This is a genomic window from Geminocystis sp. NIES-3709 (assembly GCF_001548115.1).
GTDB lineage: Bacteria > Cyanobacteriota > Cyanobacteriia > Cyanobacteriales > Cyanobacteriaceae > Geminocystis.
Genome location: NZ_AP014821.1, coordinates 499,650 through 523,914 on the forward strand (window position 1 = coordinate 499,650; position 24,265 = coordinate 523,914).

A 24,265-nucleotide genomic window follows, 5' to 3' on the forward strand; every position below is an offset into this window, starting at 1 on the left:
TGCCGTTGTACCTTCTTCAATTGAATAGAGAATTGAGAGAGATAATCTCTAAGATTATTGTTCATTTTCATTTTGCACTGTTCCACAATGATAACAATAGGGCATCAATTTATAAGTTAAACTTTGACAATTATGGCATTCTACATATTGACTATAACCGCAATGGGGGCAATGATGATGATCTCTTTGAATTTTTTTTCCGCAATTTAAACACCGAGATTTTTCGACTCTTTTACTAGCTTGATTTTTAGGATTAAAAACAATTTGTTGAAAAAATTTGATGATACCAAAACCAATAGCGGGGATTAAAAAAATATACAAATAATTAATTAAAAATAGTAATCCTCCAAAAATAACAGTAATAATATCAAAGAAAAATTTAAAAATTACTCCTATTTGTAAAAATTCAAATATTTTTATCAGTAATGGAATAAAAAAGATTACCAATAAATGCCAACTCATTAAAGAAATTAATCCATATCCTTTTTTGATCGATAATTTATGAACAAATAAACTGATAAATATTAGAGGTAATAAAAACAGAAGCTGAAAAATAATTTGAATACTAGGATACCAAAATAGTGCTTTTTCATAACCTTGTTTTACTTCATTAAATTTAATTTCTGAATTAAGAAAAGAAATAAAATTTACACTTTCTGGGGTTGCTAATAATTGTTGTTTTAAATCCTTAATTTCTTTTTGAAGACTATTTATATTAAGATTATTTTTATCTAATTCTTGCCTTGCTTTTTGGGCTTCAACTTGATTTATTGATAAATTACTAGGCTGTCCTGCAATTTTTTCTAATAAAGTAGAGTCGTACTGATTACGAATAGTCTGGTTTTTTTCTTCGAGAGAAGTTACTTGTTTTTGCTTATCTTCTATGGTGGTAAAAATTAGCTTATTATTAGGTTTATTGATATTATCTTTTAGAGTGGTAAAATTAATACAAATTGGAGATACTTTTCCTAAGTGTCCTTCTGGAGATTCTTCATAATTTTCAGGTGAATTATAAACTTTATTTAAGGCTTCACTTACTATTAAAAAATCTCGATCGACTCTTGTATCTTGTTGATAATTTTGCCATTGACTATAACAAGGATAGGCTTGAGAAGGGCTTAAATACCATCGACTAATATCGTCTAATCCAGCAAAAACATTAAAAAGAATAAACAAATCAATAATAATAATAACTGTTAAACTTACTTTATTAACTGGTTCATTATTAATATTTCTTGATTTTGTAAAAAATAGACTAATAAAACTTTGTATTTTTCTTAACATATTTGTTTTTAATTTTTATTAATTTGGCTATAGTAGTTATGATAAATTATTTGTTAGCTCAATATAGTCTTAATCATTTTGAGAATGCTATTTTTATAGATTAACCGTTTTAATTTAACCGAATACCTACTACCTAACACCTTGTTTTATTATTCATCATAATTAATAAATCCTGTTTCTGGTTGCCATTGAATAGCACCATTATGCCACGAGAGTATTTTAATATTATTGATAGATAAATCTTCTAAATTCTTTTTATTGAGTGTAGATAAATTTGTGATTAATACTTTAGGTTTTAATTTTAAAATTTGAGTAATTTTGAGATTATTAGGAGATATTATTATGTCTGTTTTTATGGTTTCAGGAAAGATAATATTTTTAGTTTCTTGTAATAATAACCATGAACTATTAAACAATTGAAAGTAAATATAATTATTATTTTTATCAATTATTTGTAAAGAGTTTATTGTTTTTTGTGTAGGATAAATAACAGATTCGATCGAGATATACTTTTGCAATACTTTTAAAGCTAATTGATTACTAGTATTATTATTTACTAAAACTAATTCTAGGTTATTAATACCCTGAGATTTCAGGAAACCAAGGAGATTAAAAAGAACATTATTTTTATCATTAAGATTAATTATTGCATTTTTTCCTCGATTTTGGATCACGATAACAGGCTTATCTCTTGTTGTCATGATAGTTAATTGTTGCAAAGTAAATTTTTGATAAATTAGAGGTATTGTTAAGAAAATAAAAGTAAATAAAGTTAAAGATAACCAATATTTTTGACACCATTTATTAAAGGTAATTAAAATAATAATAAGATAACCTAAAATTAAACTAATTATACTTATTTTTCCGACAGCTAAAGAACTAAAAGGTAATTTATTACTAATTTCTACTAAAATAATTAATAACCTTATAACAGGATATAATAAAAATGCGATCGAGCTTCCTAAAACGGGAATAAAAACACCGATAAAAGCGGAAAAAATACCAACTAAAGTAATAATAATAACGAAAGGAGTTGCCAGAATATTAGTTAATATTCCGTAAACAGGAATATGATTGAAATGATAACAAACAAGAGGTAAAGTCCAAATAGTCGCCGCCAGAGGTACAGCCACAAGATTAGCAATGGTAGGGGGTAACCAATCCAACTTATTCACAATAGGAGATAAAGAAACGATTAAACCTAATGTAGCCAGAAAACTTAATTGAAAACCGATGTCCCAAATCCACAAAGGATTGATTAACAGTAATATTACTCCGGCTAATAACAATATACCAGAACTTTTAACCGATCGCTCATTAATCATGGCAATTAAACCGACAATACCCATCAAACTCGATCGTAAAATTGAAGGGTAAAACCCTGTTACAGTGGTATAAATGAGTAAAGACAAAATGCCAATCCATAAACGGTGACGAGGAGATAAAGATCGAGTGAAAAATAAAACCGTACCCAGTAGTAAAGACACATGAAAACCAGAAGCGGCAAGAGTATGAGCTAATCCAGCAAGACGAAAAGAGTTTTGTAAATCGAAATCTAAATCTACGGCACGACTACCAATCACCATCGAACTAACCAAATTTCCCAAAGGCACATCTAAATAACGCACATGGGTTTGAATCATTCTTAGACGTAAATAAAATAATGCTTTTTGCCACCAATTACCCTCTTTTTTCAAAGAAACACTTTTAGCAGATAAGCCCGAAAAAATACCTTCTCTTTCCAAATAACTAGCAAAATCGAAACCACCCGGATTGAGAGGGGGGAGAGGTTGATATAATTTTCCGATGACAGTGAGTTGAGTAGAAGGAAATAAACCTATCACCGATAATAAAGGTGCAGTGACATAAACTTTTCCCGTGACTGTTGGTGAATTGCCTTCAGAAGTTATTAACTTTTCTGCCTGTAAAACGAATCTAGCCTTTTGATTTTGATTAAGTCGGGGATTAGAGATGATTTTTCCCGTCACAGCCACGTTATTAGCAGAATTAACAGAAGATATTTGATTACGAATATCGAGACTATCAAGAGAAGGAAAGCGCCAATAGTAGTAAAAAAATCCGCTAATCACAATTAAACCCAGAAGAAAGATACTAGAGATATTTACTCCTGTGATGGGTTTGAAAAAAATTATAACACTGATAACAATACTAATGGTAAGGATACCAATAGAAAATAATAAACCTTGAGACTGAAGAAAAAATCCTGTGAATAGCAAACCAGCTATATAAGCAATTAATCCCCTATAAATATCAAGATTATTTTTTTTTGTCATTAAAACTATTGAAACTTAATAACAAGTTTTTTAATGTCAATTGTAGTTTAAAAATTAAAAACTCTTACAGTATCGACATATTTCTTTAGAAAATTATTTTCAAGCCATTTGATCAATATTTTCCGATTTTATCACGATCGTTGCAGGACGATTAGCGGTACTTTTTACAATTTATGAACAATAGAATTATAGTTTTGAATCTATTACTTTTCCCTTTTCATTCTCTTTACGAGAATGAGTTGAAAGCTATTCCATTATATTTTTTGTTTACAGGAGTTTTCATTTCTTTAAATCACACTTTGCATTCTCCTTTGCGACTTTGCGACTTTGCGAGAGATAAAAAATGTAGTTTTTCATTGGAAAAATGCTGTAAGTATCGCTAATTTCCTTGCCGTTAAAGATTCTGCATTGTGCTCCTAATTCCTCTTTTTCGGATAAGATAATCGAAGTATAATTATCAAGTAAGTTTTTCAAAATCTAAAACTGTTGTTAACATCAGTTAGTTTATCAATTAGCTTTTACTAAAGAATTCATTATCTATCAAATAATTACTTATACACAATGACTACTAAAAAATTTATACCTGTTATTTTAGCTGGAGGAAAAGGCGAAAGATTTTGGCCTCTTAGTCGTGTACAATATCCTAAACAATTTCTTTGTCTCGATCGAACTGGGAGAAGTTTACTACAAAATACTGCCCTTCGACTATTATCTTTAGCACAAGGATGGGAAAATATTATTGTTATTACCTCCGAGTTATTAGCGGAAGGTGTAAAACAGCAATTACCTCTATTACCCCTAAATAATATTTTAGTCGAGCCAATGGGAAAAGATACTGCCCCTGCCGTAACATGGGCTAGTCTATATATTAAATCTTATTATGGCAACGACTCGATCGTGGGTTTTTTTCCGGCTGATCACTATATAGGTAATCAAGAAGAATTTGAAAAAATTATTGAGACAGGGGTGAATTTTGCCCAAGAAAATGAGGCTATTGTAACTTTAGGTATCAAACCGGATTATCCTAGTACTGGTTATGGTTATATTGAACAAGGAGAAGTTACTACAGAAAAAAATAATCGCCCAATATATAGAGTAACTCGTTTTACCGAAAAGCCCGATCGAGTCACTGCCGAAAAATTTATCGCCACAAATAGATATAGTTGGAATAGTGGAATGTTCATTTTTCAGGTTGACATAGTCTTAAAAGAATTAGAAAAATATGCCCCAGAAATTTTACAAAACCTACAAGAAAAAGGGAAATTGGCTTATCAAGACTTAGAAAAAATTAGTATCGATTATGCCTTAATGGAAAAGACAACCCTTGCTTATATAATTCCCTCTGATTTTGGTTGGGATGACTTGGGAGATTGGAATGCCTTAGAAAGATTGTTAACCCCAGAAGAAAGTAACGTAGTAATTGGTAATCATATCAATCTCGATACAAAAAACTCCATTATTTATAACAATCAATCAGAAGAAGTGATTATGACAATAGGCTTAGAAGACGTAGTAATAGTAAGAGAAGGTAACGCCACCCTCGTAGTTAATAAAAACAAAACCCAAGACATAAAAAAAGCCTTACAAATTCTACAACAAAAAAAAGATAGTCAAAATTTTCTCTAAAACAAGAAAGAATGGTATAGAATTGTATCTCAAGTTAAAAATAATCATCAAGAAGTCTTAGGTTTTAGAAACTCCATTTGAGGTTTAATTAAAGTCTTAAATTCCTAATTCCTAATTAGGCTTTGCTGAATAAATCAGGAAGCTATAAGAATCAAGGCTCAAGAAATACGACATTAACAAAAAAGTGTGCCGTTTTAGCATTTTTTACTCAAAAACTTGACTTTTTCTCTCCCAAAGACACAAAGATAATTCTTTTTTTTGTCTTGATATTAATCACTTTTTGTAAGAAATTAAACTAAGCTCAATACCAGAGTTTTTCATTGTTTAACCTAATACCCAATACCTATTCCCCACCAAAAAACTTTTTCAGCAATCCCTAATTATTAAATGGATATTTCTCCCATCTTCCTAACTATTATCGTTTTAATTGTTGCTTTAATCGCATTCATTGCTGAATGGTTGCCCGTTGATTTAACCTCCTTATCTGTTGCCGTCGTATTAATGGTTTTAGGCTTAGTTTCTCCAGATGAGGGAATTTCAGGTTTTGGGAATTCAGCCACTATTACCGTTATGGCAATGTTTATCTTGAGTGGAGGCATTACCAAAACGGGTATTTTAAATATTGTCAGAGATTGGTTAATTAAATGGGGGGGTAAAAATCCCACTCGACAAATTCTAGTAATGGGAACTATTGTTGGTTCTATTAGTGCCTTTATTAATAATACCGCAGTCGTGGCAATTTTTTTGCCGATCGTAGAACAATGGAGTAAACAAACCAAAGTTTCTGTTTCCAAATTATTAATACCCCTTTCCTATGCCACAGTATTAGGGGGTATGATTACAGTATTAGGTACTTCCACTAATATTTTAGCTAGTGGAGTAGCAGTACAATTAGGTTATCCTGCATTTAGTATTTTTCAATTTACTGCTTTAGGTTTACCTGTTTTTATTATCGGTTTAATCTATCTTTCCTTAGTCGCACCAAAAATACTACCCGCAAGAAAACCAGCAGGAGGAGAGTCTTTAAGTGAAGATTATGAATTAAACGAATATGTCAGTGAGATGATTATCCCACCTAAATCTAGTTTAATTGGACAAACTTTGCGCACCAGTGAAATTCAAAGAAAGTTTGATTTAGATATTTTAGAGATTATCCGTAATGATGAACATTTTCCGCCTCCTTTAGCGGATAAACTTTTAGCGGTAGGAGATATTTTATTAGTAAGAGGAAGCAGAAATAATTTACTTAATATTAAAGACGAAAGAGGGGTTGAAATTTTAGCTGATTATAAATTTAATTCAGATAACTTAGAGAAAGATAATAATAATAAAGAAGAAAAAATTGCCGAAGTTTTAATATTATCTAATTCTCGCTTAATTGGTTCAACTTTAAAAGATATACGTTTTCGTCAACGTTATAATTGTACAGTTTTAGCCATTAGAAGAGGACAAGAATTAATTAGAGAAAGACTCGGCAAAGTTTCCTTGAAATTTGGAGACTTACTATTAATTCAAGCACCTAAAGAAAGTTTTATTGGTTTACAAACTACCAGAGAATTATTAGTTTTGGAAGAAAAAAATAGAGATGGTTTACGACAAGATAAGGCTTTAATTGCTTTAGTTATTATTATTGGAGTTATTTTAATTTCTGCTTTAGATATTGTGCCTATTTTAGTAAGTAGTTTAGTCGGAGTAATTTTAATGGTAATTACAGGATGTCTTAAACCCGGTGAAATTTATGGGGCGGTGAGATGGGATATTATTTTTTTGTTAGCTGGGTTAATTCCCCTTGGCATCGCTATGGATAATTCTGGTACAAATCAATGGTTAGCAGATAACTTATTGGGGGTAGCGGGTAACTTATCAGGGTATTGGATTCTTGTGTTATTTTATTTTGCCACTTCCATGTTAACGGAGGTTTTATCTAATAATGCGGCAGTAGTTTTAATGATTCCCATTGCGGTAAAGATAGCTGAAAATTTGGGTTATGACGCCTTATCTTTTATGTATGTTGTCACCTTTGCTGCTTCTAATAGCTATTTAGCTCCGATCGGTTATCAAACAAATACAATGGTATATGCTCCTGGTGGTTATAAATTTTTAGACTATACTCGCATTGGCTTACCTCTTACTGTCACCTTAACTTTAATAACTCCCTTGTTGGTAATTAAAATTTTTGGTATTTAGCTTATGTTACCCAATATAAATGAAAATGTCTTATGTAAAATATGATTCTCAGCACCTCTTTGATAACTTTAGTAAATATTTAAAACTTTAAATAACTGAAATAGAAATACTACTGATTATTTTCTTCCCTTTAGTAAAAGTGAGCTTATTATATAATTTAAGTATCCAACAAAAATTATTAACACAACACCAAAAAGTTTAAGTCTTTTAATTTCTTTGTAAATTTTTTACAAACATAAAATTTATCATTTATTTTGCACATCTACCTATAACTAAAAAATATCAAAATTGTCGGTATAATAATGTCAAAAAAACAAGAGTTACCAGAAATTTTAGCACCTCGTTTATTTTTTCAAGGACGAAAATTTCAGTTTGAAGTAAATAAGTTAAAATTACCTAATGGTGCCCAAGGAGAATGGGAATGTATTCGTCATCCGGGGGGTGCTTTGGCTGTACCTGTAACCGATGATGGGGAATTAGTTTTAGTGCGACAATATCGCTTTGCCCTGAAAAGTCGATTGTTAGAATTTCCTGCCGGCACTGTGGAAAAAGGAGAAAATCCAGAAACCACGATTAAAAGAGAAATTGAAGAAGAAACAGGATACACCGCTAAAAAATGGCAAAATTTAGGAACTTTTCCCCTCGCCCCCGGATATTCTGATGAATATATTTATGCTTTCCTTGCTCAAGATTTAGAAAAGTTGCCTAATCCTCCCAGTCAAGATGATGACGAGGATATTGAAGTTGTGTTGATGACTCCTTCTGCTTTTGAGAAATTAGCACTAACCAGTAACGAAATTGATGCGAAAACTATTACGAGTTATTTTTTAGCCCGTCATTTTCTGGTATCATAAAGTTATAATGGGCTTATTGTGTCTCAAAATTAATTTTATCCCTTCAATTTTCCTTTATAAATAATTACTTTTTCGATCGATACTGATAATAATTTACGATAAAAAATTCATCATTAATTATTAAGTTAATAAAAAAATGGCACCTTCAAAATCAAAAAAAAACGGCGGTTGTTTCACCTTTTTCATATTAACATTATTAGCCACAGGAGCAGGTTATTATTATGGTAAAAACTTCTTATTAGGTAGTGAATTAACTCTTGAGAGTAGCAGTCAAGTTATTCCTCAATCAGCATTAGCTAACACTTTTATTTCTACTAATCAAGAACAATGGGCAAAATTAGAAGAATTTTCTACTCCTTTCACTCAAGAAATGATTGATAAAAATTGGAAAAAATTAGTAAATGATAATTTAGGACAACAAAATCAAAATATAGATTATCAACAAGATATATTACCTTGGTTAGGTGGTATTTCTTTTGCTGTTTTACCTTCCTCTGAATCTGAGATAAATTATGATATTGTTACTATTTTAGGAATTAAAAATAAGTTAAAAGCAAATAGTTTTTTACAAAAAATTAAACAGAATAATACTGAAAAACCGATCGAAACAAAGTATCAAAATATTACGATTTATCAAATAGACAATAATAATAATCAGATTTGGGTAAGTGTTTTTAATAACTATTTAGTAATTGCAGAAGAAGAAAAAATTATTCAAAAAATTATTGATACTTATAAAGGAGGAGAATCTTTAGCTGACGTATCTTCTCAAAATCTCCCCTCTCAAAATGGTATTTTACAAGTTTATTTGCCTGATTATAATAATTGGTTTTTAAATATAATTAAAGACACTTTACCAGAAATAAATATAGAAAATTCTGCTCAAGCACAACTAGGAAAAATAGATTCTATTACGATGAATTTAAGTGTAGAAAATCATGGACTTAAACTTAGTAGTTTAGTAAATTTATCTCAGCCTGTTACGTTTAATCCCAATATTAAACCTGTGTCTAATAATTTATTAACTAAAATTCCTGACAACACGATTTGTTTGGTTAGTGGTGGTGGTGTTAATCAAATTTGGCAAGAATTAAACAAAGAAAAACAAAATATTCCCGAATTAGATTTATTTATTAGTCAAGCAAAAATTGTCACTCTTCAATGGTTAAATTTAGATTTGGATAAAGATATTTTTAGTTGGCTAGACGGTGAATTTGCTTTAGCGTTACTTTCACCAAATAATAATCAATTTTCTCAAGGTTTAAACGGCTTACTACTTTTAGAATCTAGTAATAAAACCCAAGGAGAAGCTACTTTTAAGAATATTGAAAATGCGGCTAGATTATTCCCTTTTATTCAGATTAATCAAAATAATATTGATGGAATTAGTATAACAGAATGGAGTAGTCCACAGGAAAAATTATTATCCTATGGATGGGTAAATAATAACAATTTTTTACTTACTTTTTCTAGTAATTTTCAAGATATAAAAAATATGGAAAAATCTAATTCTTTATCTGAAAATAATGTGTTTAAAATTGCTACAGAATCTTTACCAAAAACTAACTATGGTTACTTTTATTGCAATTTAGAAAAAGCCTTTAGTTTAGCTGAAAATCTTGATGATAATTTATGGGATTCTTCCACTCTTGAATTTAAAGCTTTTGCTAATTCTATCACTGCGATCGCTATAACTAATTCCCCTGTTAATAATAGTACTAATCAAGTAGATTTGAACATTTCTTTATCCAAAAATAAGTAAGAAAAATAAGTTATTATTAATTGCTTTTAACTATAGGGCTAATAACAGTTTATAAAAATATATCTGAATTTTTTTTAGTTAGGGAATTACTATATCTTAAGTTGAGAAATAAATTGTTTTTTATAAAAAATTAACGAGATTTGGGGTAATTTCTTTGGAAAAATGCTCTTGGGGGTAATGTTTTGCTTCTTCTAAAACTATTAATTTAAGTTTATTATTATCCTTAACTAACTCTTCTAATGGTTCAAATTTTAACCAAGGATCATCTTTTCCCCAAATAATTAAACAGGGTTTTTCCCATTGTTTTAAACCCATTTCAATTTCTTCTGTTACTTGTTTTATATTTAATTTTTTGACGATCGTAACTAATGTTCTACCTGCTAAAGATGAGGTAACAATTGGTTTACGATAAAATGCCAAATTTTGATCAGAAATTACAAAACCTGATCCTTTTTCTAAAGTTCGATCGACTATTAAAGGATCTTGTGTTACCATATCTCCTAACAGAGGAAAACCACATTGAGCCATTTGCCAAGGTAATTTTTCAGAAGAAAAAATAGGAGTATTTAAGATAACTAATTTATCAATTTTATCAGGATATTGTAAAGCATATTGAATGCCCACCGTTGCCAAAAAACCTTGTACTACTAAAGATATTTTTTCTAACTTTAACTCCTCAATCAATGCTTTAAAAGCTGTTATGTAAGCAGAAGGAGTATAATCAAAATCTCGTTTATCAGGCTTATCAGACAATCCCCAACCTAACCAATCAGGAGCGATCGATCTATAACCATATTCTGCTAAAATGGGCATAATTTCAAGCCAACAAAAACTTTGAGACATTAAACCGTGAAGTAAAACTACTGGAGTTTTATCATTATTTTCACAGGGCAAATTTTCTCGATAAAACCACTCTAATGAGCCGACTTTTACTTTATTTTCCGTTGATTTCATGATAATTAAATTTTATGTATTATAAAGATAAAAAGAAATAATTGTTAACTCCTAATTCCTATCGTATTCCTAAATAATTTGTAAGAATTTTAGATACTTTTAATTAAAGTGATTAGCTTTTAGCTTTTGGCCTTTTTTCCATTAAAGAATAAGTAATCAATTAAAGAAATTTAACTTCACAATAGCTGACAACTAATTGCTAATTGCTGACTGCCATTATCTATTCCCAATAAAACAAAGAGCATTTTTATTATTTGGACAAAATTGGCGAGATACAGGATTATCATGAATATAAAGTTGCTTTAAACTATCTAAATCCCACAAAGATTCTATGTCAGAATCCGTAATTTTATTATTATTAAGGGATAATTCTTCTAAATTTTTTAAAGTACTTAAAGGACTTAAATTTGAAATCTCATTTTTATCTAAATATAATTCTTGTAAATTAGTTAAATTACTCAAAGGAGTTAGATCAAAAATTTTATTATTGTTAGCATATAATTCTCTTAAATTAGTTAAATTGTTTAAGGGTTGTAAATCACTAACATTATTTTCATTAATATAAATAGTTTGGAGTTTTGTTAAAGAAGATAAAGGTTTTATATCATCAATTTTGTTATCACTAATATAAAGTTTTTCCAAATTAGTTAATGAATTAAGAGTGGTTAAATCTGATATTTGATTATGACCTAAAATTAATTTTTTAAGATTAATCATGGACTTTAAAGGAGAAATATCCACAATTTCGTTATCATATAAAGTCAACTCAGAAATGTTAATAAAACTGGCTAAAGGACGTAAATCGGAAATCTCCTGACTACTGATATTTATACTAAAAACTTTTGGTACAATTTCTGCTGCCTGTTGACAATTTTCTACTCTTAAAGATTTAACTATTGCATTAATTGTCTTTTGAGTCGCTTCAGGTAAAGATTTTTCTTGACTACACCAGTCACTAAAACTGGTTATACTAATATTAGTCTGTGCGATCGTGAAACGGTGCTGGGCGATCGCATTTCCTGTACTTAAATTAGTGGCCAAAAAACCAACTATTAAACTAAATTTAAACAAAGACATTGTTACACTCCCACATCAAAATTAATTATTAACAGATTTTAATTGAATCTTTGACCTATAGAATAAATATAAACACTCACGGGATCATTTTTATTTTAATTGTGTCATGACTTCTCCAACACCTATAAAATCCTCATCAATTTACTATTCTCCTAACACCATTAAACGAGGAGAAAAAGCATTGCGTTGTACTCCATTTCAATTAACTTTATTTATGACAATGATTAATGCTAGTGTCGATTTAAAAGAGATAACTCTACAAAGAGGGTTAGAAAAAAATTACACTGTAAAATCGATTCCAGAAAATAAAGTGGAAAATGAATTGATGTGGTTAATTAAAGTCGGTATTTTAAGACGAGAAGTTGATGGACAAGGTATTACAGATAGTTTTAGGTTAACTCCTTTAGGTAGAATTATCATGGAAAATTGGCAAAAAGACTTCGGCAAAATTCCTCCAGCTACATGGAAAGATTATCTTTTGAATTTTTTAAATTATTACCTAAATTTGGGATAATGTGAGTTCACTATTTACTATCAACCATTGTATAATCGTGATACATTACAACTACTAAAACTATTCACTATTTACTATGAAAGCAATTATGGTAGTGGGCACAACCTCCCACGCAGGAAAGTCATCTTTAGTTACAGCTTTATGTCGTTTACTGTGGCGTAACGGTTGGTTAGTAACCCCCTTTAAAGGGCAAAATATGGCACTCAATGCCTATGTAACTGCTACGGGAGGAGAAATGGGTTATGCTCAAGCCTTACAAGCGTGGGGGGCGAAAGTAGTGCCTAGGGTAGAAATGAATCCTATTTTACTCAAGCCTCAAGGTAATATGACTTCTCAAGTAATTATGAAAGGTGAGGTTGTAGGTGTTACTAATGCAAAGGAATATTATCAAAACTATTTTGAGAAAGGTTGGGAAGTCATCACGGAAAGTTTGGAGACTTTAGCACAAGAATTTGATTTAGTGGTATGTGAAGGAGCTGGTAGTCCTGCCGAAATTAATCTTAAACATCGTGATTTAACTAATATGCGAGTGGCAAAACATCTCAATGCAGATACTATTTTGGTGGCAGATATTGAAAGAGGCGGAGTTTTTGCTCATATTGTTGGTACTTTAGAACTATTAGACCCAGAAGAACGATCGTTAATTAAGGGTATTGTTATTAATAAGTTTAGAGGAGATAAAACTATTTTAGATCCGGGTATTGAATGGTTAGAAAATTATACGAATATTCCCGTGCTGGGGGTTATTCCTTGGTTTGATTCTGCTTTACCATCGGAAGATTCTTTAGGATTACTCGATCGATCGAGTCGCAAAAAAGTTTATGAATTAAAGATTAATGTGATAAAGTTGCCCCATATTTCCAATTTTACGGATTTTGATCCCCTTGAAGCGGAAGACAGTGTATTAATTGAATATATCGAACCCAATGGAAAATTAGGCTATCCTGATGCAGTAATTATCCCCGGTACAAAAACGACGATCGCAGATTTAAAAATTCTCGAAAAAACCGGTATGATGTCACAAATTAGAGAATATGTGGAATCGGGAGGAACAATTTTAGGTATTTGTGGCGGTTTTCAAATGTTAGGGAATAAAATATTAGATCCTGAACATCTTGAAGGATTAGAAGAAAATTGTCAAGGATTAGACTTATTACCCATCAAAACCATTTTAAAACAAGAAAAAATCACCCGTCAACGGGAAGTCTCCGCTAATTATCCTCAACAGGGTTTGCCAGTCGATGGTTATGAAATTCATCAAGGATATACTGAAATGATCCCTTTTCTTGTAAAACAGAGAAAAATTCGTTATCTTCCTTTATTTGATGATGAAACTCTAGGAATAGTTAACGAAATTCAATCAGTATGGGGGTGTTATCTTCATGGTATTTTTGATAATGGTGCATGGCGTAGAGCATGGTTAAATAGTTTAAGACAAAAAAGAGGTTTACCATCCTTACCGACTGGTATTAGTAATTATCGTCAGCAAAGAGAGGAATTACTAGATTCTTTAGCGGATTTAGTGGAAAAACATCTTAATCTTGAATCTTTCTTTCATAATTTCTAATGAATTTATTGTTTATCTAAGCTCGTTTGCATTTAAGTTTACTGATGAGGATAAGGGAAAAGGTAATAGTTAAGAATTTGAGACATTTTTAAGGATTAGAAAAAATCTAAGTTAAATGCGTCTTAGTTTACTTGTCGTTAATAATCAAGTTCGATGATTATGGTAAAAATAAGACAAATCATTGATAATAAATTATTGTTCATCGATCGTTCTGTTTTATGAGTTATCAAACTGAAAAAGAAATTGCTATTTCGGCAGTAATAGAGGCCGCAAAATTATGTGAAAAAGTGCGTCAAGATATTCCACCAGCATTAGAAAAACAAGATAAGAGTCCTGTTACAGTAGCAGATTTTGGTTCTCAGGCGATAATTTGTAAGGCATTAAAAGAGGCTTTTCCTGATATTCCTATTGTCGGAGAAGAAGACGCTACGGAAATACGGCAATCCACTTCTGGGGATACCATAAAAAAAATTACTGACTATGTACGGGAAATTATTCCCTCTGCCACGACTGATCAAGTTTTAGATTGGATTGATTATGGTAATGGTAAAGTAACAAATAAATTTTGGACATTAGATCCGATCGATGGCACAAAAGGGTTTTTACGTCAAGATCAATATGCTATTGCACTGGCTTTAATTGAAGATGGAGAGGTAAAATTAGGCATAATGGGATGTCCTGCTTTAAAATTAGGTACGGAAGAAACAGGATTTATTTTCGTAGCAGTTAAAGGTGAGGGTAGTTATAAAATGTCTTTAACAGGAGGTGAATGGAGTAAATTACAGGTAGTTTCTCAAGAAGATAAGACTCGTTTTCGTTTTGTGGAAAGCGTAGAAGCTAGTCACGGTGATCAAGATCAACAAAATGCGATCGCTAAAGCTGTTGGTATTACGACTAATTCTGTCAGAGTTGATTCTCAGTCAAAATATGGTATTGTCGCCGATGGTGAAGCTGGGCTATATCTTCGATTACCGAATCCCAAGTACCCGAATTACCGAGAGAATATATGGGATCATGCCGCAGGTTCGATCGTAGTGGAAGAAGCAGGAGGAAAAGTTACAGATATGTATGGTAAACCTCTAGACTTTGCCAGTGCTAGTAAGATGAATGATAATCGAGGTGTGGTAGTGACGAATGGTTTAATTCACGATACAGTTATTTCCGCTTTGTCAATGATGAATAGTCAATAACAATGAATAATGAATAAAAAAAGTTCAATTCCTAACCCGTAATCCCTAACCCCTAATACCTTAAATGACTATTGCTAGAACTATTTGTCTGGGTTTTATTGCTGTAATTTCTATTGGTACATTATTATTAATGATGCCTTTTTCCACGGAAACAGGAGAATGGGGAGATTTTATCACCGCATTATTTACTTCAACATCAGCCGTGTGTGTAACGGGTTTAACCGTCGTAGATACAGGCACTTATTTTTCCTTGTGGGGAGAGTTTTTTCTGATGTGTCTGATTCAAGTAGGAGGATTAGGTTATATGATTACGACTACTCTTCTAATCCTTTTAATCGGTAAAAAGTTTGATTTTAGACAAAAAATAGCGATAAATGACTCATTCGATCGACCTTTTCTCCAAGGAAGTCGGAATCTCGTTATCTCAGTTTTTGCCACTACATTTATTTTAGAGTCTGTAGCTATTGTCGGATTATTTTCCGTGTTTGCGAAAGATTATGGATTTTTACAAGGATTATGGTTAGCCATTTTTCATGCCATTAGTGCTTGGAATAACGCCGGATTTAGTTTATTTGTCGATAATCTGATTGGTTATCAAACTTCTATTCCCGTAAACCTAATTATTTCGGCTTTAATTATCTTTGGTGGTATCGGTTATCAAGTTATCATTGAATGTTTTTTCTGGATTCTCGATAAATTTAATTCTAAGAACAATCAAAAATTTGATTTATCTCTTAACTTTAAAGTAGTAACTAGAACCACTCTTATTTTATTACTATTCGGTACGATCGCATTTTTTATCACAGAATCTCATAACGAAAACACTTTCGCTAATTTTTCTTACCATGAACAATTAATCATGGCTTGGTTTCAGTCTGTAACTACAAGAACTGCTGGATTCAACTCCATTGATATTGGCAAAATGACTATGGCTGGACTATTTATCAGCATTGGCTTAATGTTTGTGGGAGCTAGTCCTAGTGGTACAGGAGGAGGAATAAAAACTACTACTTTAAGTATTTTGCTGAATAGTACAAAAGCAGTACTTAGAGGACAAGAAAAAGTGATAATGTATAAAAGAGAAGTAGCGGTATCTTTAATCTTAAAAGCGATGGCAGTGGTTTTTGGTTCAGCAATGACAGTGGTAATGATGACTCTAATTATCTCTTTACTTCATCCAGATTTTCAATTTATTGCTATATTGTTTGAAGTAGTCTCTGCTTTTGCTACCGTTGGCTTATCTACAGGTATTACAGCTAGTTTATCAGCATTGGCAAAATTAGCCTTAGTTTTTACTATGTATTTAGGACGAGTAGGAGTATTATTATTTATGGGAGCTATTGTCGGAGATCCTCGTCCTAGTCGTATTAATTATCCTCCAGAAAATTTGTTAGTAGGTTAAAACTTTATGAGTGACAATAATAATCCTTCTTCCAACACCGCTCAACAAAAACTTAAAAATTTTTTTAGTTTAGATCTTAGTTCGTTAAAATTCTTAAATAGTCTGAGAAAAAGTTCTCGTCAATTTGCCGTCATTGGTTTAGGTAGATTTGGTAGAGCCGTCTCTGAGACTCTTTACAATATGGGCTATGATGTTTTAGGTGCTGATGTGGATGAAAAATTGGTTGCTCAAGCCTTAACGGATAAAATTGCGACTAATGCCATTCGTCTTGATTGTACAGAAGCTAATGCTTTAAAAGAAGCAGGTATTTTTGAACTAGATACTGTAATTATAGCCATCGGTAACTACTTGGAAGAAAGTATTATTACCACCTTAAATGTAAAAGAAGCTGGTGTAAAATATATTGTTGCGAAAGCATCCTCCGAAACTCACGGTAAATTGTTAAAAAAAGTTGGTGCTGATTTAGTTGTTTATCCTGAACATGATGCCGGTTGCGAATTAGCTTACACTTTGACTAAACCAGGTATTCTCGATCGATTTGAATTAGATCCAGATAATAGTATCGTAGAAGTCTGTATCCCTCCAGAATTTGACGGCAAAACCTTAGCCGAAGTAAAACTCCGCAGTCAATATGGTTTGAACGTTTTAGCTGTAGGTAACGATGACAAATTTATTATTAACCCTCCCCCTCAATATGTGTTGACTCAAGGATTATCGATGGTAGTTATCGGTTCAAATAAAGATATTAATAGACTATAATTTTTTGTTATAGCGTTTTTTACAATTATGAGGTACATTTTTTATTTTCTCTTGCCTTTTGCCTCTTGCCTTTCAACGACAATCTTTGTACCTCACTAAAACGGAAATTGCTATATATTCAATTTTAAAGATAAATTTTTTGTAGGTTGGTCTTGTGGTAAGATAGCCCAACCATATCACGTTTTTTTCAGTTTGAAGACCCGAACATAAAGACAATTGAGTAATTAGAGATAAACTAATTATTCAAACTATACACTTTGGGAAGGTTAAGTGTATCTTCTTCCTGTTGACAATGGGGACAGGGGACAGGATAGTAATCAAAAGAATTAAGATATTCAGAAAGTCTTTTTTCTAAAATTTTTCCTGTTCCTTTGCATTTAATACAAACCTTCATTTATTTATTATCCTTTTTTTATATTAAATAATTGCTGTTATATTTCCTACTCTACTTATTTTTATAAAATATCAGATCAATGAGATTACGGATCTTTTTTCTTTATTTATCGTAATAATTTGTTAAATTTTATTGGTAGTATAAATTTTTATATTTATTTCAAGAAATAATGTATAACAATTTATTAAAATCTAGTGGTAAATATAAAGTAATTATAAAATTTTTATGATCATTCGATAACCTCATATATAATTCCCCTTTAAAATAAACTCAATGTAATAAAAGATTTTATTTTATAAATAAGCGTTAAGTTTAATTACAAAAAGTTATACTTAAGTGATGATAATTTTTGATAGATAAAATTTTATAATACTTATTTTTTGTATTAATGCGACATTGTTAACGAAACAAAAAGGGGAAAATCAATTTTAGGAGTTTTAAAATCAATCCTTGTTACTATTTTCTCTCGTCACCGAGAATTTATGATAAAGGTACAAGATCTATCTAAACAGGGTTTGCTCAATAAATCAGAAAGCAATAATCAAGAGTTCAGAAATACTACATTAAGAAAAAAAATGAGCTTTCTTTGAGAATTTTTACTCAAAAACTTCACCTTTTTATAATATTGATTTTAGTTGACAACTAAGTTGAATAATACTAAACTACTAATAAAATCTCCGTTATTCAATAATTTTACTGACTTCTCTCTCCTAACTCCTACCTTCACCAGAATACGTTTTCAGCAGACTCTAAATAACACATAGTTTTTTAAAGATCTGATTTTTGACTATGAATTGCTAATTGAGTTAATTATTAACTATTCATACCTAAATAGGCGGCGATAAGGAATAAAGCATCAGTAAAAATTGTACTTAACACAGCACCGGCAAAGGCAATATAGTGTGTCTCTTTTTTTTGTAAGGCATATAAACTGATACCTAATAAGACATTTGCTAACAATACTGCCCAACTAATTCCCCAGACGGTCTGGACTTGTGCGATCGAACTCTGTAGAATGGGTTTAACTAGACTAGGATCAGTAATCATTAATTCTCGCCAGTAGGGTATTAAACCAGCGATATAAAAGTATAGATCCGTTATAGCAGTACCAATTAATGAACCAAGATAGAAATAGTTACCGATTAACCCCCATCCTTTCCAAATACACCATAAAGCAAAGGGTAAACCAATTGCCTCAATGGGAATATGAATCGCAGGATTATCTCGTAACCATCCCCAATATATTGAACCACAAAGCCAACTCCAACTAAAACCCCACAGTATATCTCCCCAGATATACGATTCTGGTTGACGTTTTAAAGAAAAACTGAGTTGAATCCACACAAAAGTTAACAGAAGACTTATTAAAGGAAAAAGCCTAACTAAAGGTGCTTGAAAAAAGACTGGAATAGAGACTAAAAAAGCCGAAGCGAAAAAAACTAAAACATTTTGACGCTTTTCTTTTTGCCACCACCAACTAAAAAGAATCTCTGCAAAATTCTCTCTGACAGTAGGGAAAAAAGTAGTTAACTGTGATAAAAGGCTATGATTTAACAAGATTGCTTAAAATTTCTTTACTTATCGTTACTTTATATTAAATTATCTTAAGGGCAATCTCAATAATTTTTTTTGAAATTAGATAATGAGTCACTTTTTAACCCCCCTATGGGGATAATTATAAACGAAAAAGAAGAAAACTTAAACTATAATTTTGATAAACTTTGACTGAGTTCCTTTATCACAATAGGTTTGCTAATATAATCATTCATTCCTGCATTTAAGCATATTTGTCGATCGCCTTCCAAGGCATTTGCGGTTAAAGCAATGATATAAGGTTGAGATTGTGATGATTCACGGATAATTTTAGTGGCGGTTAAACCATCCATTTCTGGCATCTGCATATCCATTAAAATGAGATCGTAAAATTGTTTTTCTAACATCTGCAATACTTCTACACCATTATTAGCAATGTCAGCAGTGTAGCCCAGTTTTTTGAGAGTTAAAAGGGCGACTTTTTGATTGACTTTGTTATCTTCGGCAAGGAGAATTTTAAGATTTGATTTGTCACTTTGTAATGATTCTAGCGGTTTTTCGGTAATTTTTGCTTCTTGAATATCACTGTCAAGGCTGGTTTTGAGTCGGAGAGTAAAATAAAATGTCGTTCCTTCAGTACATGAATCTAACACCCAATTATCATCAGGATTTCCACCAATATTGCCTTTGCTTTCGATCCAAATTGTACCGCCCATTAAATTGATTAAACTTTTACTAATAGCTAATCCTAACCCCGTACCGCCATATTTACGACTAATAGAAGCATCTGCTTGGCTAAAGGGTTGAAATAGTTTTTTAAGACGATCGCCATCTATACCAATACCAGTATCTTTAACACTCACTATCAAATTTTCTGAGGAATTCTTGTAGTTAGTAATATTCATAAAAATCTCTCCTTGATGGGTAAATTTAATGGCGTTGCCCATGAGATTTAACAAGATTTGACGCAGACGGGAAGTATCTCCTAAAAAGTTGGTTGCGACATCAGGATTAATGCTATATTTCAGATTAAGATTTTTGCTTTCTGCAATTTGAGACATCAGATTAGATACTGATTTGATTAATTTTGGTAAATTGAAAGGATGTTCTTCTAACTCTAATTTGCCTGATTCAATTTTCGAGAAGTCCAAAATATCGTTAATAATAGTCAACAATGCGTCTCCACTATCTTTAATAGTTTTAACAATATCTTGTTGTTCATCGGTAAGATTAGTCATAGAAAGTAGTTGCGTCATTCCTAATACACCATTCATGGGGGTGCGGATTTCGTGACTCATATTCGCCAAAAATTCACTTTTAGCTTGGGTGGCGGCTTCGGCGGATTGTTGTGCTTTTTGCAATTGAGTATTTTTTTGTGCTAGTTCTTGTAATCGTTCTTGTTCTTGTTTTAATAGTTTAGATTGGGCGATCGCAATGCCGAATTGTCCTGCCAAAGATTCCAGTAGTTCAATTTCATCCTCTGTCCAGTGATGATGTTTGTCGCAATGATGTAATCCGATTGCACCATTAACTTCTCCTTGATAAAATGTACCGGCGGCTAACAAGGATTTAATTTGCATTAATTCCATAATATTTTGAACGTTGGCTAATGGGAGATAAGTAGTAACATCATCCACCGGAATTGCGCCTTCTTGGGTAACGAGAGTTTCCATATAAGGATTACCAATGACAGGAATTTCGATGTTTAAGAAAGAAGGATAATCACCACTAATATATACTGCCACCGATACAACTTTAGTGATATTTTTTTCTTTATCAGGATAACAAGTAAAAATCACGGCACGATTGACGTTAAATACTTTGCCAATTTCATTGACACCAGATTCAAGGATTATTTCTATTTCTAAACTTTGACGAATCTTATCACTGATTTTTCGTAGAAGGATAATTTTATTAAACTGACTCTGTAAGGTTTTTTCTGCTTTTTTTCTCTCAGTAATATCTTCTACAATACCTTCGATGGCTACCACATTACCGTTATTATCTCTGGCGGGATGTTGAGAAACTTGTATGGTATGCACACTATTGTCAGGATGAATAAAAGACATCTCGAATTGCATAAAATCTGCTTTATTTTCCGTCATTTGAATAATAGAGTCTGTCGCAATTTCGATGGATTCTGGCAACCAATTTATAGATTTCCCCCAATATTTATCAATCATATTCTCCTGACTTACACCAAAAACTGAAGCAAAACCTCCACTGAGATAGTTGACGATGCCTTCTATACCGTTATGACTAAAAACAACGAATTTTTCCCCTATATCCTCTACTAATCGCTGAAATTTAGCTTGACTTTGTTGTAATTCTATTTCTATTCTTTTACGATCGCTAATATCAATAAATGTGACGATAACTTGTTTAATTTCTCCTTTACTATCAAACTCAGGAAAAGCATCAACTAAAACCCAAACTCTTGATTGATCAATTGGTCTATTAATGCCTACAAGATAATTTCTCAAAGGTTGTTGTGTTTTTAACACCTGGTTGACGGGATAAGCCTCAAAGGGCATGATTTCGCTATTTTCCAGAAAGAAGTGCCAAGCAGGATCGATCGCCGTTTTACCTGACATTTGCTCGAAGGTTAATCCTAGAAGTTTACTGGCGGTAGAATTACATAAAGTAATAGCACTATTTTTGTCATGAACCACCATTCCAGCGTGTAAATTATTAATTAATTCTCGATATTTTCTTTCGCTGTCTTTTAGCTCTAATTCTGTTTGAATACGATTATGAATATCGCTATGAGTGCCAATAAATCTTAATGGTTGTCCTTTGTCGTCTCTTTCAATTACTTGCCCTCGATCTAAAATCCATTTATAAGTACCATCTTTACAGAGCATTCGATGTTCATTTTGATAAATGGTTGTTTCTCCCCGCAAATATTTGGCAATATCTTCATAACAAGAGGCTATATCATCAGGGTGTACTCGATCGCTCCATTCTTCTATACGATCGCCAATTTCATCATCATCATAACCTAACATCAGTTTCCACTGACGAGAAAAATGTACTTGATTAGTTTGAGGATTCCAGTCCCAAGTACCGTCTCCAGAGCCTTCTACTGCTAACTGCCACCGAGCTTCACTTTCTTGCAAAGTAGTCAACGTTATTTCATATTTAGCCTCAGATTCTTTTAAAGCTCTTTCCACATTATTAAAGGATTCCTGAATTTGTTGTGCCATTTGATTAAAAGAAACAGATAAAATTCCTATTTCTCTAATAAAATGATTTTCCGATAAAGCCTCATAATCTTCTCCTTTGGCTAAGGATTTACTGGCTTGACTTAAGCTTGAAATAGGCGCACTCATCCAACGGGCAGTTAAAATACCGACTCCCGTTGTCGTAATTAATGTCAAAAAAGATAAGAAAATAGTGCGACGATTGTTGTCTTCAATTTTTGTCGTAAAATCTGATTCAGGTACAACTACCACAATTAACCAATCTAAGTCTAAATTTCCCTCATAGGGTACAACTTGTACAAATTGGCGATCGCCATTATCCTCTCTCAAAAAATCTAATGGTAACTTTTGATTAATATTATTAAAACCATTAAATTGATTAGTTAAATAGCGACTGGTAGCTTGAATTAAAGAATCTTCACTGTCTATGGCTTTAATTTTTTCAAGGATAATTTCACCATTTTTTTCTGTTTTATGAAAAGGTAAATGATTAGTAGAATTACCTATTAAAAAGCCATTTTTATCAACAATAAATACTCGCCCATTTTTACCAATTTGTAAACTAGAAATATATTTACGAAAAAAGTTTAAATCCGAGGCGGCAGAAAAAACTCCTAATAATTTACCAGTTTTGGAATCATAAATAGGATAGCTGCTATTAAGAGAAAGATCAGAATTATCCGATAATTGAAAGATAGGTATTCGCACTGGTTTACCCGCTTTGACGGCAAATTTATACCAAGGGCGAGATTGGAGATTAAAGGGTTGAAAAGAGTTAATTAGTTGAGTTTTTTTGCCTTTTTCATCTACTTTATAAACATCAAGTTGGTTAGGTTTATTAGGATTTGTCTCTAGGATACTCGGAGAAGGATTACGATTCGCCACCCGAAAAACGCCTTTTTCCGTACCTACCATGATATGACTAACCTTCGGAAATTGTTGCAATTGATTATAAAGATATTGTTCCAACTGAGATGTATTGTTAAGATTGAGGTATCCGAGACGAAAAGCGTCCGCATTGATACGATTTATTAACACAGGGGTAGCTAAATAGTTATCTAAATACCCCACTACGTTATTGGTAGTTTCCCGATGGATTTCCACGATTAATTCTTTGATAGATTCTCGATCGCTCTTATAAGACAAATAGCCCACTAAACCTACAGCACCTAAAATTTGTACCACAAAAGGTACAATCAACACCCATTTCAGAGAAATATTAGAAAATGGTGTTTTTTTTGATTTATTGGATTGCAATAGTTGTGGCATTTATAGAAAGAATATTTAAGCTAACATAATAGAAATCTTAAAAATGCAATACACGACAAAAAATAGGGGAAGATTTAAGGGTTTTTTTCGATCTTTAAATAATAATTATAAATTCTTTTATTCTATAATCAATCTAAATAAGTTGTCATAAATTTATTTGAATATCCCTTTTATTAAAGTAGATTAGGGGACAATAAAATATTATAAATAGGGTTTACTGAATCAATCAGAAGACTATTAAAATCAAGGGTTTAGACATAAAACATGAACAAAAAAGTGCGCAGTTTTAGCAATTATTACTCAAAAACCTCGCATTTTTCACTTATTTTTTTAAGAACCAGTTTATTTATGTGTAATATACACATAACCTTAAAACCTTGATTTTTTTATTATTTA

The 24,265-nt window shown here is 31.6% G+C and carries 16 protein-coding genes; 9 read left to right on the forward strand and 7 right to left on the reverse strand.

What is annotated here, in order from left to right; genetic code table 11:
* Positions 1–54: 54 nt before the first annotated feature.
* Together GM3709_RS02070 and GM3709_RS02075 are read right to left on the reverse strand one after the other, a co-directional pair.
* Positions 55–1,284, reverse strand: coding sequence for a hypothetical protein (locus GM3709_RS02070; RefSeq protein WP_066115815.1), 1,230 nt, complete (start codon positions 1,282–1,284; stop codon positions 55–57).
* A gap of 149 nt (positions 1,285–1,433) precedes the next feature.
* A complete protein-coding gene (locus GM3709_RS02075; protein WP_066115817.1) occupies positions 1,434–3,578 on the reverse strand; it encodes a ComEC/Rec2 family competence protein in 2,145 nt (714 codons plus the stop codon).
* A 561-nt stretch (positions 3,579–4,139) separates the two neighbouring features.
* Between GM3709_RS02075 and GM3709_RS02080 the strand changes: the two genes are divergently transcribed.
* From GM3709_RS02080 to GM3709_RS02095, 4 genes are all read left to right on the forward strand, one after another.
* Positions 4,140–5,204, forward strand: coding sequence for a mannose-1-phosphate guanylyltransferase (locus GM3709_RS02080; RefSeq protein WP_066115819.1), 1,065 nt, complete (start codon positions 4,140–4,142; stop codon positions 5,202–5,204).
* Positions 5,205–5,591: 387 nt separating this feature from the next.
* Positions 5,592–7,391, forward strand: a complete 1,800-nt coding sequence (locus tag GM3709_RS02085) for an SLC13 family permease (protein ID WP_066115821.1) — start codon at positions 5,592–5,594, stop codon at positions 7,389–7,391.
* Positions 7,392–7,693: 302 nt separating this feature from the next.
* Positions 7,694–8,245: an NUDIX hydrolase gene (locus GM3709_RS02090; RefSeq protein ID WP_066115823.1), complete on the forward strand. Its 552-nt coding sequence runs from the start codon at positions 7,694–7,696 to the stop codon at positions 8,243–8,245.
* A 136-nt stretch (positions 8,246–8,381) separates the two neighbouring features.
* On the forward strand, positions 8,382–10,007 hold the full coding sequence (locus GM3709_RS02095; RefSeq protein ID WP_066115825.1) for a DUF3352 domain-containing protein: 1,626 nt from the start codon (positions 8,382–8,384) through the stop codon (positions 10,005–10,007).
* A gap of 120 nt (positions 10,008–10,127) precedes the next feature.
* Here GM3709_RS02095 and GM3709_RS02100 read toward each other — a convergent pair whose 3' ends face one another.
* The gene (locus GM3709_RS02100) at positions 10,128–10,961 is read right to left on the reverse strand and encodes an alpha/beta fold hydrolase (protein ID WP_066115827.1); all 834 of its coding nucleotides are present in this window, start codon (positions 10,959–10,961) and stop codon (positions 10,128–10,130) included.
* 216 nt (positions 10,962–11,177) lie between these two features.
* Entirely contained in the window at positions 11,178–12,038 is an 861-nt protein-coding gene (locus GM3709_RS02105) for a leucine-rich repeat domain-containing protein (RefSeq protein WP_066115829.1), read from the reverse strand.
* Between the two features lie 106 nt (positions 12,039–12,144).
* On the opposite strand from GM3709_RS02105, the gene GM3709_RS02110 reads away from it, so the two are divergent.
* The 5 genes from GM3709_RS02110 to GM3709_RS02130 all read left to right on the forward strand — a co-directional run bounded on the left by GM3709_RS02110 (position 12,145) and on the right by GM3709_RS02130 (position 17,470).
* A complete protein-coding gene (locus GM3709_RS02110; protein ID WP_066115831.1) occupies positions 12,145–12,552 on the forward strand; it encodes an Npun_F0494 family protein in 408 nt (135 codons plus the stop codon).
* A gap of 76 nt (positions 12,553–12,628) precedes the next feature.
* On the forward strand, positions 12,629–14,119 hold the full coding sequence (gene cobQ, locus GM3709_RS02115) for a cobyric acid synthase CobQ (protein ID WP_066115833.1): 1,491 nt from the start codon (positions 12,629–12,631) through the stop codon (positions 14,117–14,119).
* Between the two features lie 218 nt (positions 14,120–14,337).
* Complete coding sequence (locus GM3709_RS02120; protein ID WP_066115835.1) at positions 14,338–15,309, forward strand: 3'(2'),5'-bisphosphate nucleotidase; 972 nt, start codon at positions 14,338–14,340, stop codon at positions 15,307–15,309.
* 64 nt (positions 15,310–15,373) lie between these two features.
* Complete coding sequence (locus GM3709_RS02125) at positions 15,374–16,711, forward strand: TrkH family potassium uptake protein (RefSeq protein ID WP_066115837.1); 1,338 nt, start codon at positions 15,374–15,376, stop codon at positions 16,709–16,711.
* A 6-nt stretch (positions 16,712–16,717) separates the two neighbouring features.
* Entirely contained in the window at positions 16,718–17,470 is a 753-nt protein-coding gene (locus GM3709_RS02130) for a TrkA family potassium uptake protein (protein WP_173645694.1), read from the forward strand.
* Positions 17,471–17,705: 235 nt separating this feature from the next.
* Here the strand turns inward: GM3709_RS02130 and GM3709_RS20375 are convergent, their stop codons facing one another.
* From GM3709_RS20375 to GM3709_RS02140, 3 genes are all read right to left on the reverse strand, one after another.
* A complete protein-coding gene (locus GM3709_RS20375; protein WP_158506694.1) occupies positions 17,706–17,864 on the reverse strand; it encodes a hypothetical protein in 159 nt (52 codons plus the stop codon).
* Between the two features lie 813 nt (positions 17,865–18,677).
* Positions 18,678–19,421, reverse strand: coding sequence for a DUF3120 domain-containing protein (locus tag GM3709_RS02135; protein WP_066115839.1), 744 nt, complete (start codon positions 19,419–19,421; stop codon positions 18,678–18,680).
* Between the two features lie 146 nt (positions 19,422–19,567).
* Positions 19,568–23,869 carry a PAS domain S-box protein gene (locus tag GM3709_RS02140; protein WP_066115841.1) on the reverse strand — a complete coding sequence of 1,434 codons (4,302 nt, stop codon included), beginning with the start codon at positions 23,867–23,869 and terminating at the stop codon, positions 19,568–19,570.
* Between the last annotated feature and the right edge of the window lie 396 nt (positions 23,870–24,265).